Annotated in this window: 13 protein-coding genes and 1 tRNA gene; 6 read left to right on the top strand and 8 right to left on the bottom strand. The window is 56.1% G+C overall.

Features of this window, described 5'->3' with window-relative positions; translation table 11 throughout:
* Positions 1-5: 5 nt before the first annotated feature.
* Positions 6-1,661, top strand: a complete 1,656-nt coding sequence (gene recN, locus QZ613_RS14135) for a DNA repair protein RecN (RefSeq protein ID WP_043565564.1) — start codon at positions 6-8, stop codon at positions 1,659-1,661.
* Between the two features lie 213 nt (positions 1,662-1,874).
* Here the strand turns inward: recN and QZ613_RS14130 are convergent, their stop codons facing one another.
* Positions 1,875-2,180 (bottom strand): helix-turn-helix domain-containing protein, encoded by a 306-nt coding sequence (locus QZ613_RS14130; protein ID WP_043565565.1) that lies wholly within the window; start codon positions 2,178-2,180, stop codon positions 1,875-1,877.
* 245 nt (positions 2,181-2,425) lie between these two features.
* Here QZ613_RS14130 and QZ613_RS14125 point away from each other — a divergent pair, with 245 nt between their 5' ends.
* On the top strand, positions 2,426-3,706 hold the full coding sequence (locus tag QZ613_RS14125) for an aspartate kinase (RefSeq protein WP_043565567.1): 1,281 nt from the start codon (positions 2,426-2,428) through the stop codon (positions 3,704-3,706).
* Positions 3,706-3,799 (top strand) — tRNA-Ser (locus QZ613_RS14120). Before QZ613_RS14125 ends, QZ613_RS14120 begins: the two co-directional genes overlap by 1 nt.
* 337 nt (positions 3,800-4,136) lie before the next feature.
* Here the strand turns inward: QZ613_RS14120 and QZ613_RS14115 are convergent.
* The 7 genes from QZ613_RS14115 to QZ613_RS14085 form a co-directional block, all read right to left on the bottom strand.
* A complete protein-coding gene (locus tag QZ613_RS14115; protein WP_291865548.1) occupies positions 4,137-4,547 on the bottom strand; it encodes a terminase small subunit in 411 nt (136 codons plus the stop codon).
* 216 nt (positions 4,548-4,763) lie between these two features.
* Positions 4,764-5,030 (bottom strand): hypothetical protein, encoded by a 267-nt coding sequence (locus QZ613_RS14110; RefSeq protein ID WP_291982901.1) that lies wholly within the window; start codon positions 5,028-5,030, stop codon positions 4,764-4,766.
* The gene (locus QZ613_RS14105; protein WP_291862883.1) at positions 5,027-5,233 is read right to left on the bottom strand and encodes a hypothetical protein; all 207 of its coding nucleotides are present in this window, start codon (positions 5,231-5,233) and stop codon (positions 5,027-5,029) included. Before QZ613_RS14105 ends, QZ613_RS14110 begins: the two co-directional genes overlap by 4 nt.
* Positions 5,230-5,664, bottom strand: a complete 435-nt coding sequence (locus QZ613_RS14100) for a DUF5681 domain-containing protein (protein ID WP_291862880.1) — start codon at positions 5,662-5,664, stop codon at positions 5,230-5,232. The genes QZ613_RS14105 and QZ613_RS14100 overlap by 4 nt, the downstream gene beginning before the upstream one ends.
* 492 nt (positions 5,665-6,156) lie before the next feature.
* Positions 6,157-6,354 (bottom strand): hypothetical protein, encoded by a 198-nt coding sequence (locus QZ613_RS14095; protein WP_291982899.1) that lies wholly within the window; start codon positions 6,352-6,354, stop codon positions 6,157-6,159.
* A 60-nt stretch (positions 6,355-6,414) separates the two neighbouring features.
* Positions 6,415-6,591, bottom strand: a complete 177-nt coding sequence (locus QZ613_RS14090) for a hypothetical protein (RefSeq protein ID WP_291862877.1) — start codon at positions 6,589-6,591, stop codon at positions 6,415-6,417.
* Positions 6,592-6,872: 281 nt separating this feature from the next.
* Complete coding sequence (locus tag QZ613_RS14085; protein ID WP_291862874.1) at positions 6,873-7,223, bottom strand: hypothetical protein; 351 nt, start codon at positions 7,221-7,223, stop codon at positions 6,873-6,875.
* 70 nt (positions 7,224-7,293) lie between these two features.
* On the opposite strand from QZ613_RS14085, the gene QZ613_RS14080 reads away from it, so the two are divergent.
* The 3 genes from QZ613_RS14080 to QZ613_RS14070 all read left to right on the top strand — a co-directional run bounded on the left by QZ613_RS14080 (position 7,294) and on the right by QZ613_RS14070 (position 13,094).
* Positions 7,294-7,689 (top strand): thermonuclease family protein, encoded by a 396-nt coding sequence (locus QZ613_RS14080; RefSeq protein WP_363319775.1) that lies wholly within the window; start codon positions 7,294-7,296, stop codon positions 7,687-7,689.
* A 346-nt stretch (positions 7,690-8,035) separates the two neighbouring features.
* Entirely contained in the window at positions 8,036-11,896 is a 3,861-nt protein-coding gene (locus tag QZ613_RS14075; protein ID WP_291982897.1) for a DEAD/DEAH box helicase, read from the top strand.
* Positions 11,889-13,094 (top strand): hypothetical protein, encoded by a 1,206-nt coding sequence (locus QZ613_RS14070; RefSeq protein WP_291862864.1) that lies wholly within the window; start codon positions 11,889-11,891, stop codon positions 13,092-13,094. The genes QZ613_RS14075 and QZ613_RS14070 overlap by 8 nt, the downstream gene beginning before the upstream one ends.
* The last annotated feature ends 445 nt before the right edge of the window (positions 13,095-13,539 follow it).

Raw genomic sequence — 13,539 nt, 5'->3', positions numbered from 1 at the left:
CCATCATGCTGCGCCGGCTGACGATCCGCGACTTTGTCCTCGTCGATCGCCTTGAACTCGAATTTCAGGGCGGTTTCGGCACGCTCACCGGCGAAACCGGCGCCGGCAAGTCGATTCTTGTCGACGCGCTGGCTTTTGCGCTCGGCGAGCGTGCCGACGCCAGCCTGATACGCGCCGGAGCCGAGCGCGCCGAAATTGCTGCCGAGTTTGAGCTGGACGATTCCCTGGCGGCCGCAGAATGGTTGCGGGAGCACGATCTCGACACGCAGGACGGTCTGCTGCTGCGCCGATTGCTCGACGCCAACGGCCGATCGCGCGCCTATCTGAACGGCTCGCCGGTCACCGTCGTTCAACTCCGTGAAGTTGCCGAAGCGCTGGTCGACATTCACGGTCAGCATGCCCACCAATCGCTTCTGCGCGGCGACGCACAGCGCGCGCTGCTCGATTCGCACGCGCGCCTAGCCCCCCTGCCGGCCGAAGTCGCAGACGCCTGGCGGCAATGGCGCGATGCCCGCAACCGGCTCGACGCTGCGGCCGACGACATAGAAGCACTGGCCACCGAGCGCGAGCAACTGGGCTGGCAACTTGGCGAAGTGAGCGCTCTCGGCTTCTCCAGCGAGGAATGGCGGGCGTTGAACGACGAACACCAGCGCTTGGCGCACGCCGCAAGCCTGGTCGAGGGTGCCCACTTTTCGCTGCAGGTCCTCGCCGAAGGCGATGCGGCGTGTGAGGCACAGGTCGCCAGTGTCGCCAACCGGCTCGACGACCTGTCCGAATACGACTCTGCACTCGAAGAAATCGCCGTCCTGCTGCACTCGGCGCAGGCGGAACTTGGCGAAGCGATCTCCGCACTTCGCCGCTACACCAACCGCGTCGAACTTGATCCACAACGCCTGACGGAAGTCGAAAGCCGCATCGAAGCGGTCCTGGACTGTGCGCGCAAGTTTCGCTGCACTCCGGATGACCTGCCGGCCTTGCTCGCGCGCTGGCAGGAGAGATTGGCCGTGCTTGACGACGCCGCCGATCTCGCCGGACTAGCCGAACGCGTCGAAGCCGCGAAGCAACGCTATGGCGAACTTGCCCGCCGGCTGACCGCCGGTCGCGCTGGCGCCGCCGCTGCGCTTGGCCGCGAAGTCAGCCAGGTCATGCAGCAACTGGCGCTTGGTGGCGGCAGCTTCGACGTAGCGCTACTGCCGGTCGAAGGGGGCAGCGCAGGCGGGCATGAACAAATCGAATTTCGCATTGCCGGTCTCGCTGGGAATGAATCGCGCTCCCTGGCCAAGGTTGCCTCTGGCGGCGAGCTATCGCGGATCAGCCTGGCCATCCAGGTGGTCACCAGCCAGGCGGCAAGCGTGCCGACACTGATCTTTGACGAGGTTGACGTGGGCATCGGCGGTGGGGTGGCCGAGGTCGTGGGCCGTTTATTGCGCGAACTGGGCGCCGAACGACAGGTCCTTTGCGTAACGCATCTGCCGCAGGTCGCCGCACGCGCCAACTGGCAGTGGCAAGTGAGCAAGGTTTCCGAGGCCGGTCAGCTACGCAGCCGTGTCGCCACGCTAGACGCCGAAGCACGCGTCGAAGAAATCGCCCGCATGCTGGGGGGCATAGAAATCACGCCAATCACCCGCCAGCACGCCAAGGAAATGCTGCAGCTCCCCTGATCCCGTGCAAGGCGGTGACTGACGCTCGCGGCGGCACAAGCAGCGCTGCCCGCCCGACCACGAAAGCCCGCGACGGCGGGGCCGTCACACGACAAACACGCGAGAGCTTGGAGAAATGTTGCGGTGAACGTGGCTGCGGAAACCTCGGCCCATCGGCAGCCAGAACAAGCGACGCCACTACCGGCGGCGCCAGCCACGATGGTTAAGCAAGGCTTAGACGGGCTTCTTGCCCTTGCCGCGGGCAGCTTTCTTGAGGGATTTGAACTGTTCCGGGTCTTCCGCCTTCAGATACTCGATGACCTCGTAGTCCTCGCGCTTGAGGCGCTGAATATCGATTTGCTCGACATGCACCAAGCGCAGCAACTCACGGACCGGCTTGGGCATGTTGCGGCCACTTTCGTAGCGCGAACCACCGCTTTGTGTCACGCCGATTCTTGACCAGAACTGCTGTTGATTGAGGCCAAGTTTACGGCGAATTTCGCGGGGATCGACCCTCTCGACGACTTTGACGGTGCTCATAGCTATCCTTTCGTACAATTACTCCACGCGAACCAGCAGGAAACCCTGCCTCCTGCCACAGATCGACACCCTATGACCCTGGTAACACACGGCACACTATAGGCGAATCAAACAGAATTGCAAGTGGCATTTGATTAGAACATTTGACTAATGCTGATCGGTTCTTTAAGACCGACGCCCTTTGCCGCCGTGTCAAGCAATGCTTTAGAATACCGATTTTTTGTGGACCTCAAATTGGATTTGCGATGGCGCTGATAGTTCAGAAGTTCGGTGGTACGTCGGTGGCCTCGACGGACCGTATCAAAAACGTCGCCAAACGCGTCGCGCGCTGGCAGGCTCAAGGGCACGACGTCATCGTCGTTCCGTCGGCGATGGCCGGCGAGACCAACCGCCTGATCGCCCTGGCCAACGAGATCTCGCCCTCGCCAGACCCGCGCGAACTCGACGTCATTGCCTCGACCGGAGAACAGGTGACCATCGCGCTGCTGGCCATGGCCATGCACGCGCAGGGCCTCAAGGCCAAGAGTTTCACCGGCTCGCAGGTCACCGTGCTGACCGATAGCTCGTTCACCAAGGCGCGCATCCTCAAGATCGACGAAACGCGAATTCGCAAGGCCCTGTCCGAAGGCAACGTGGTCGTCGTCGCCGGCTTCCAGGGTGCCGATGAACACGGCAACATCACCACCTTGGGCCGCGGCGGTTCGGACACCTCGGCGGTCGCGCTGGCCGCCGCACTGAAAGCCGACGAGTGTCAGATCTACACGGACGTAGACGGCGTCTACACCACCGACCCGCGCGTCGAGCCGGAAGCACGCAAACTGGATACCATCACTTTCGAAGAAATGCTGGAGATGGCCAGCCTCGGCTCCAAGGTGCTCCAGATCCGCTCGGTCGAGTTCGCCGGCAAGTACAAAGTCAAACTGCGTGTGCTTTCGAGCTTCGAGGACGAAGGCGAGGGCACGCTGATCACTGTTGAGGAAAAAAGCACCATGGAACAACCTGTCATATCCGGGATCGCCTTCAATCGAGACGAAGCCAAACTCACCATGCTCGGCGTTCCCGACCGCCCAGGCATCGCCTACCAGATCCTGGGACCGATCGCCGACGCGAACATCGACGTCGACATGATCATCCAGAACATTGGCCGAGACGACACCACCGACTTCTCGTTCACCGTCAACCGCAGCGATTACAACAAGGCCCTCGCGATCCTGGAGACCGTGCGGCAGAAGATCGGCGCCCGCGACCTCAGCGGCGACACCAGCACCTGCAAAGTCTCTGCCGTCGGCGTCGGAATGCGCTCCCATCCAGGCGTCGCCAGCAAGATGTTCGGCGCGCTGGCCAAGGAAGGGATCAACCTGCAAATGATCTCGACTTCGGAGATCAAGATCTCGGTGGTCATCGAGGAAAAGTATCTGGAGCTGGCCGTTCGTGTCCTGCACAAAGCCTTCGGCCTGGAGAAACCGGCGAAGTCGAAGTTGAGTTTGACCGGCCGTGACGAAACCGATATCATCACGCCCTCCTAGGAGACGTGGCCGAGAGGTCGAAGGCACTCCCCTGCTAAGGGAGCATGCGGGCATAAACCTGCATCAAGGGTTCGAATCCCTTCGTCTCCGCCAGTAACAGCACCGAAGCCCTGTTAAATCAGGGCTTTGTTGTTTATGCTATTTGAAAAACCATCATTTACCCCATCATTTTGAATGCGCTTGTGTGCGACGGGGTGAGACACGGAACCCACGCTGTTACAGCGTAACGGCCGCCCTGGTCGCTCGTAGATAAACGCATCCGTCCACCTAGACGCGGCGTCGCTGCTCGAAAGCACAAGCACCACGCTGGCTTGGCTCAGGCTCTTGCGACGCATTGAACCCATGCATTGCGTGCAGCTATCGAAGGCCGTTATTTTGGTCCGGCTATGCTATCTGGCGCATCGGCCAGAGTTGCCGCCAAGAACGATACTCACGCGGATCTAGCTGCAACGCGCTGTCGGATGGCATCAGCAATGCTCAGATCGCCCGTCACGGCCAGCCGATCCTTCCACATACCCAGATGCCGCCCTTGCAGTTCCAGAGCCCGCAGCGCCGCCGCATGGCTTGCCATGACGACGTTCCCGGCCTTGTCAGTGGCCTTGCTCATGGCATCCTGCTTAACTGCTTCGAGGTCGGCCAGCACCTTGTCATGCGTGATTCCGGTACGTTGCGCCCGGGCGTTCATGCGTTCGGTGATTGCGTCCTGAACTGTAGTTTTCTGCAGTAGCTGATAACCGATCTCTGACGCTCTCCGGAGACTGTACCCGGCGCGAATCGCTGCTTTGCTCGCCACCAGATCACAGAGATACTCGTCAACGAAACGACTTTGCCTTGGCGTCATTGCCTCTTCCTTCTCACGGTCGCCACTCTCCGACACTGGCGCTGCTCGCTTGGCCTTGCGTCTCCAAGCAGTCACGGAAGGCCTGCAAACTCCCGTGCTCTGCCATCACGGCCGCGCGACTGGTTCCGGCTTTCCCCAGCAGCCGATCGAGTTTGCACGCCACGTCGTTCTGCTGCCGGCATTGCTCTAGCTTCGTCAAGCGACGTTGCAAGGGGCTCACAAGGCAACATCCTGTTCGGACAGAAGAATCACGCGAGCTGGTCGCCGGTGAGTGCCGGCCAAGGCTTCGACCTTCGACCGTGTCATGAAATCGTCTTCCGATTCGTCGGTCTGGCGGTCCACAACGTTGTCGCCAATGATCGCTCGGACAACCTCGCCGGAGTCTGCCCGGATAATTCGCCTGAAGATGATTGCGATGCGATTTGCCTCGGGGTGTGCCGCTGCTTCAAGCTTGGTCATGCGACGTTGCAGCGCGGTGCTCATTTCGCTGTTTCCAGTTCAGTGATGCGCGCTTCGATCGCATTTCCTTCCTCGTCGATTTTCGCAACACCGCCGCCAGCAATCAGCCGAAGGCGAGACGTTACCCGCCCGGTGCCCGGCTCGATCATGTGGACGATGACGTTGAGCGGTTCGCCAGCGCCGATTGGACGTTCCAGCTTGCTAACCCGCTTCTGCAAGGCGTTCATTCTTTCACTTCGAGTGCGCTGATACGGGCTTCAAGCTCTTGAGTCTCCACCGCCTTGCGGCGTGCCTCTACGATACCGGCCAAGGTCGCAGCCTCTCCCGGCAGGAGGTCACCAATCGCTACCGCTTGCAGGATGGCCGCCTGCGCTTTTGCGACGCCATCAGCAGAGGTTGTATCCGGTAGGTCCAGGAAGATCGGGCGTTCCTTCGCCGGTGGCACAAGCCGTTCGAGTACCAGTCTGGCCGCGCTCATGTCTCCCTGTTTGGCCATTTCGACGATCTTCTTGGCGATGGCGTCGGCGCCTTCTTCCATCGCCGCCAATGCCACGAGGGTTACACGGTTCCTGCTGCCCGGTGGTCTGCCCTTTGGATTTCCGCTTTGACCGGGTTTCCAGCCAGGGCGCAAGTTTTCGGCCTTCGTCGTTTCGGTCATTGCCTGTATCTCATCGGTGAAAATTCAATGGTCTGCGTAGCGTTACAGCGTAACGTTCAAGTAGTTATCGAAAGCCTCATCATCTAGGCCTCGCGTAATCGAGTCATCAGCTTCGACAATCAGCTTTTCGAGCATCGCCCTCCGAGTGACCCCGTGATGCCGTGCAAGCCGGTCCAGGGCCCGATCAGCCTTGGTGGTCACCCAAGCCTGCAGACGCCGCTCGCCGTTGTCGCCGGCTGTTGATCGCCGAGCCCGATATGCTCGCTGTCGCTCCGTTGCTGTTGCCATGCCGTTTCCGTTACGCTGTAACGGTTCTATTCTAGCACTGTTACGCTGTAACGCGCACTGCCCGCCCTAGTTCGCTGCTGGATGCCAAAGTGGAAATATTTCCACTTGCTTTGAATCTTCGGGTGGACGTTCGTCCACTTTGCGAGCCTAAACCTTCTGCTCGTGAGTCTTTCCGTTGCGCGTCACCGTGCGCGTATCATCCATTTACGGGATGATGGCGTTTCGGATTGAATCGACCAACGAACTGCCGACGCAGCACTTCGCGGCAATTTCGGTGTTTGGAAGAACTGACCATTCATCGTCGGCAAGCATCATTTCTACCGCTTTGCGCTTGTCGGCGTTGCTGCGGCGCAACCTGTAACTCGCATTCGCGCCGATGGCATGCAGAACGGCATTGCGCAAACTTCCCGGCGTAATGAGGCTCTCAAAACGCTGCTGCTTGCCACGCCAGCATTCTTTACGCTAGTCGTTCGGCTTCTTGCTGGTCGACGTCGGAGAGGCTTTGCTGGTCGAGGCTGAAGCCATCGCCTGGTGCCGCTTGATTGCTCGCGCTAGCCGGGTTTCCGCTACCAAGTCCTGAATCTTGTCGTTCTCCGCTGCCGTCAAGCCAGCCTGGCTCTTATCCTTCGATTGCTGCATGTGACGCCTCCTCGTCTTTGAGTGCTTACCTATCTGTTCAGGATAGCTGGCCTGTTTCGATTGCGAAGGCTGCGAGCACCGCTTCGCCTACTGTCACGAGCCGCGCCCAGACGTAGTAGGTGCCTTGCTCGTCTTTTGCGTATCTGGCGGGCCGTACTTTGGACGGGGGGCCGGTCTTAGAACGAACACCCCTTGCGGGGGCTTGCCCCGTCCCGTGTAGATTCTCTCCTCCGTTTTCCCGTATCTCATTTTCGTCCTCGATGAGCAAGTCGCCGTAAATTTCACCCCGCTGGCCACGGTAGTGAGCCTCGACGGGTAAGCTCGAACGTCTGCACTTCGCCATACTTCTTGACTGAAAACATCTTGGTCCGCTCGTGACCATCGGCCAGCTTGATCCTCGCTGCCCATGCGCCTTGCGGCTCGCCCTTCGGCGTGATGAAAAGCACGCCAGGTACACCGCTCCAGTTCGATCTTCTCTTGATCTGGCAGAAGTCCCGCTTTGTCACCGTGCTGATCGCCGCCAACTGATCGTCACGCCATGCCATTGCCGCAGCGAAGGCGTTCTCCGCATCACCACGGCGAATGTCAGAAAACGATTTGTAGTGTGGCTTCCCTTGGCGCGAGAACGTCACTGAGCAGTACCATATGCCCGGTCGTCGCTCATGTCTTGAGATGGCGTACACGCAATTTAGGAGAGTCGAAATGTCTCAGGCACGAAATCAGCGGTCATGGCTTCGTTTCCTGCTTGTTCCCCTGTGGATCGTAGCCCATTTTGCATGGAGTGATACGCTTTCGGGGAGAGTGGTAAGCGTAGCGGACGGTGGCACGGTCATCGTGTTGGATGCCGACCATCAACAGCACAAGATTCGGGTCTCTGGCATCGACGCTCCCGAGAAATCTCAGCCGTTCGGACAGCGATCAAAGCAGGGCATGTCGATGCTCGTGTTCGGCAAACAGGTGGAGGTACCGTGGAGCAAGCGCGATCGTTATCGCCGTATCATTGGCAAGGTGATGGTCGCCGCGGCGAGCTGTCGCACAAATCGCTGCCCCAAGACTCTGGATGCTGGTCTTGCACAGATCACGACAGGGCTAGCGTAGTGGTATCAGAAATACGAAAAGGATCAATCGGCATCGGATGCCGGGCGGTATGGCTTTGCCCAGCAAGAGGCCCGAGCCAAGCGGGCCGGCCTCTGGGCCGATGTTGGCCCGATACCGCCGTGGGATTGGCGCAAAGACGAACGCTGATGACTCAGAAGCAGTTGGCGGTTACGATCGACGAAACGGTCGGGGTTGATCACGGCCCCGCCAGAACGCAGAACAACAAACAGACGCTCGCTAGAGTAATCCAGGACGCATCGAAGAAACCAAAAGACCAGCCAGCTTACTCAGCTCTACTAGCACGCGATCCCTCACCCGATTCAGACTCTAGAACAGGCCTATTTTCTTGAATCCAATCGTCCGACACTTCTTACCCTCCGTTATGCGTGGCGTGTATCGCCTTGACGACGCTCTAGCATCCGATTTTGGGACAGATTCCTACCCCCAATTCGTCACAGCAAAAATGAAGCTAGTACCACGACGTCTGGCAGATGCAATTAAATCTTTTCCCAATTTTAAGGAACTTCAACGGCCAAAGATTCGTGAGATGACGTCACCCGGGCGCGCGCAGACAAAACAGCGTGCGGCTGGGTTTTTTTGCGCCAATTCATATTTCTCTAATGCTGTCAGAGGTACAAGTCTGGTCGGTGAAAAAGAACTAGAAGGCGCGCAAAATTTTCTGGAAGTTCAGTTCGTAAAGAAAATTCTAGCCCCTGCATTGAACGAGTCTGGACTCCTGCGGGCCCGGCCACAGGAGCAGGTCGGGCGATACTTCATTGATTTCGCTTTATGCGGCACCAAGAAATTTGCACTGGAAATAGACGGCTTCGGAAAATTCCAGAACCGAGCTGCTCTTGACAATTTCCTTAAGCGACAGAACGATATTGCTAAGGCTGGATGGACGATCATCCGCTACTCCTACAGCCAGATCATGCATACGACCCAAGCGACCCTCCGGGATTTCTGCGCCATACTAAAATCAGATTCGGAGCTCGAACGACTCTTGAACCCAGATTTGACAATTGATCAAACCGAATTGTTCGTCGGCACCGAGGGAGCATGCGATGGCCATATGATTGATCGAGTCAACGACTTTCATCGGGCACAGGATTGCTTTGCCGATTTCTGCGCGACCCATCGGCCCAACGATGTTTCTCTTACGGTTAGAGACAGCTTGAAACCTAGCTGCTCGTTCGTGGCTGTTGCGATTACTGCACTGTATGAGTGGCTCGATGCTGTCTCTGGTGTCGTCGACGTCGACTTTGATCTCCCTAGGGTCCGGATATGCAGCCCCACTCAGCCACCCAGATTGGGGCCTTACTTGCATGCAAAAGTTTCAATCGAGGCGGAAACCGGCCTTTGGGATCTTGAAATTAATGAAGCAACGATACTTTATGGTGCGGCGCGAATCCCTGTGCCACCCGACGCAGACGCGCAGCGCATCCGCTACCGCCAAGGCCTCACACTGGATGAAATCCACCAACGGCTAACTTACTTCACAGAGAATATTTTTGACTATATCGACGGAACGAAGGCATTTCAGGATCGCATCCTCAAGCGAATTTTTGACGAGAGAAATGTTCTCGGCATATCGACAACTGGCAGTGGGAAATCCTTTTGTTTTTGGCTGCCATCGCTCCTCCGACCGGGATTGACGATTGTGGTCGCGCCGTTGCGTGCTCTGATGCGTGACCAGATACTGTCGCTTCGCACAAATGGCATCGGAGTCGCTGACTTTATAAATGTCGATGTTCCCGAAGCAAGCCGACAGCGAATAATGGCAGAAGCACGGCTCGGCTTCATCCGAATCTTGTACGTTGCGCCTGAACGGCTCCGCATTAAGAAGTTCGTTGACCAATTGGCGCAACTAAATAGATCTGTTCCAATCAAGTTGCTGGCTATTGATGAGGCACACTGCATATCAGAATGGGGGCATGATTTTCGTCCTTCGTATTTGAAACTGCCATGGGTCTGCAAACGCCTCTCAAACGGAGAGTTTCCTTTACAGCTAATCGCCCTCACTGCAACAGCTAGCTTAATAGTTGCTGCCGACATGCTCCGTGTCCTCCAACTGAAAAAGGGTGACGGCGATGAAGGCGACGTCATTCGGGATGCCGCCGCGGATCGGCTCCGATTCAGTTATCAGGTTGTTGTTGCTGAAAATAGCGAAAACAAAACTGGGCTGTTTCACAAAATCCTCACCGACCACACCCCCAAATCGCTTAGAGCAGACTCGCTCACAACTCTTCTCAAGACAGTTAACAAGAATCACGAAAAATCGCTGGGAATTGTGTTTTGCATCTACGCCAATCCCCACGGACGACACTCCACCCGGGAAGGTACGGCACATCATCTTTATGAGACGATGAGCGTTGTGGAGCCAGGCGAGATTTTTGAGTCCGGTCGTCGTCCCCGGAAGTATCGACTAAGCGCTTATTCTACAGGTCGAGTTCGCGCCTTCTCAAGCACGAAGCCTACTCTTTGCCCACGTTGTAACTCTTATGATTTCACCGCCGGAAAAGAAACCGGCCAAAAACTCTGTGGGCATTGCAAGCACACGTTTGTGGACGGGGAAGAAATCTCCCCAAAAACGTGGGACAAAGTTATCAAAGAAAATCAAGAACACTTCAAAGCAAGAGACTTCGACATTCTTGTGGCCACAAAAGGCTTCGGCATGGGAGTTGATCAGCCTAGCGTTCGCTTTGTGGTGCACACGGCATTATCGGCCGGTCTTGAATCCTGGTATCAGGAAGTTGGGCGAGCTGGCCGTGATAACGAACGTGCTCACATCGCGCTATTAACGGAGCCGCCGAACAGTGCGTGCATGACCGTGTTAATGGCCAGAGAAAAGAAAGTCCCAGACTGTAATTCCTACATTTCTGGCTGTCCGCATGGCAAACCTGGTTTATGCGACTATGGGAAGCAGCATATGTTCATAACTAGGAGCTACCCTGGTGTTGTGAGTGATGCCTTCGCTTCACTAACCATGTTGGATAAGATTTTTGCCGCTCAGCAGGCCCAACCAGACGGGCCTGTCACGGTTAACTCGCGCCATGATCGCATCTCCTCAGACGAGATTACCATTTACCGGCTGGCAGTCCTGGGGCTTGTTCGTGACGACTACGTCATCGCCTACGAACCTCACTCGCACTTTGTGGTTAATTCCAATTTTCCTAGCATTCCGGACAATCAGGAAGATCTGACGAGATTCCGAAAGGCAATGCAAAAGCAATTGATGAACTACCTTTCTCCTTTTCACGGAGAGCGTCCAGCCAGATCGAAGGTCTCACAAGAAGTTGAGGAGTGCCTGAAGGAGTTTGGCGAGCCCTACAATTTTCCGGACAAGCTAGGAAAACTTCGGGTTCTAAACCAATGCTCTCCCTTGTTCGATCAGACGGAATCACAGTTTTTGCCAATAGTTTATGGTTATCTGATTCTTCTACTCAAATACACATATGAACATGTCGTCACGATGCGGTATGACATGTTATGGAATCTTCTCACCGTGGTTCGGAGCCAGAACTCAGCGGGAGTTCCGACCTGCCGACGAATCCCACTGCTCGCGCGACTGGGTAGCTCAATAGAAGAAAGCTATCGCTGCGGCCTCTGCGATGTATGTTCGCCAAATCTTGTTTTTCCCGACAGCCGCAATCCACTTCCTGGTAGCTCCACCGATGAAGAGCTGGAGCGTCAATTGGAGAGCATATTTGCGAACGATCCCGATTCTTTTGATTTGGCTGTGCTAAGAAAGCTGGTGTACAAGTTTAAGGATTACCCAACAGCCAAATACACGCAGGCGAGAACTGTAGTAGAAGGAAGCCCTAAGAACCTATCTGCCCTCTTCGTCGCGCGCGAGTTCTCCCCGCTGGAAGAGCTCGCAGGCAATTCCAGACGGCTATTGCGAACTGCGAACGAAGCCCGTATTAGTTTTTCCTGTGTGGAAGATTTGTACACGACATCGGAAGATTCGCTAAAAGAAGAGATGCTCTTGTCGATACTCAATAGCGCTAATTCCAACTGTGACACTGTTGAAGGATGGGAATTCTTGGTTCGGGAGGTGTCAAGATTAAGTGATGGTCAAGCCGCGTCGGCGGCGACAATGAGAGAGTGCCTAGCGTTTTTTCTTGTCGTGGCCAAAATTCTTCCTCGGGAAATACCTGTGATAAAAAACCGAGTTGTTGAGTTGGAGAAAGCGTTTTATGCCTGAGATAAATAGTGTTGATGCTGTCCGCGAGAAGCTTCGCGAATTTGACGATCAGATGAATGAAGCTATCTCCGCCGCACGATCTCTTGCGAAGATAAGGGCGGACGCTGGCAAGATGCAGGACGACTTAATCAATCTTACGTCTGCCACACAAGGCGAGGTGCAGCAGCTGAGTGGGATAAAGGCTGCGTTAAAAAATGCCCGAAATGAGTGGTTGTCACTTATTAAGGATCTAACGCAGTCCCTCGCCGAGTCAATAGACGCTCGCGCAAAGTTGGAGAATTCTCGCTCATCTGCACTGCGGTCCATTGATACGAAATTAGCCCAAGCGGAGGATCGCGTACTGTCCGCCAGCCGAGTTAGTTTTGCAAACCAGGAACACGTTTTAGCGCGCCTTGAGGCGGGTACGCGTACTAATGCCGAGCTGGCTGCAAAAGCAGCCGGGAGTGCAGGCAAACACGCCGATCAGTTGCAAGAGCTCTTGCAGTCGTTACGTACTGATCTGCAGAGGGACTCAGCTAATGAGGCTCTTCGGATTGAGCAACTCCTGGGAAGCAAGTTCAAGAAGCTGCAGGGCGATTTTGAGGCCACAGCCCAATCCAATTTCCAGTTGCTGGAGGCTGCCGCCGCAAGCAACGATAAGTTTTTGCATGAGGAGGCATCTGCGCTGAGGGATGAGCAACAGCTGTTTCGTTCGAAGATGGAGGATTTCGTGGGGGCGGCCGTGGAATCGATGGCACAGCGGTTCTCAAATTTTTCTAGGGATTCAAATGGAGAAATGGCTTCATTCAAGGATGAGGTCGCCGCATCTTTGCGCGAGGAGCACGAATCAATGAGCCGGCAAGTCACGGACTTCCTCAACAAGCAAAACGCGCTGGTCCAGAACCTCTCCCAACAGATTGACGCTTTCCAGCGCGCCGCATCAGTGAATTCCGCGACTTTGCGTGAGGTTCAATTGAAGATGTCTGATCTTTCTATCGCGCTTCGACGCTGCCAAGAAACGGCGGCCGACCAGTTTGAAAAAAGCCGGAACGAGGTTTCAGAAATGCGTCGTTCAACCAACGAGATTCAAGTCGGGCTTCAGGAAGAGGCGCGAGCTCGGCGTCTGCAGGAGGGAATAGTGCAAGGGCTTGGAAGTCTCTTGGAGGAAACGCTAAAGAAACTTAAAAATCTGCCATTTGTGGGAAAGACATTTAGTTAGAGTCGGCGGACTTTCCAGCGGCATTATGCTTTGAATCAAAGGCGTTTTCAAGGTTGATAGAACTGCCCGCTAAGGCCACAGAATCGCGCCAAGACGAGCTGTCGGCGCTTTGCTGATAGTTCCCTGCGGATTCGACCGTAAAGAGGCTGTGGCGGCGCACTACCGTGTTGTTGGCATTGCCTAAATCCCTAGGCGTTACGCTGTAGCGTTACCATGTCGCATCCGATTAATGGCGGACAGTTCGCGCAGCACATCGCGGCAGTCGTGCGCCACGAAATCCACGCCACCGAACCTGCCTACCAGAAAAAGGATCTCGGCTTGCTCTGCTCGTAAGCGCTCTCAGATAAGTTGTCCGATCTTCAGAGCCTTCTCGCCTTGCAAAAACCGGCCTTGAAACACGAAAGACTTCCTGTTAACCGCTTATATGCCCTTGGTCGCTTTGCAC

Origin of the sequence: Candidatus Accumulibacter sp. ACC005, assembly GCF_907163215.1 — a bacterium.
GTDB classification, from domain to species: Bacteria; Pseudomonadota; Gammaproteobacteria; order Burkholderiales; family Rhodocyclaceae; genus Accumulibacter; species Accumulibacter regalis.
This window is presented reverse-complemented; position numbering and strand designations above follow the sequence as displayed.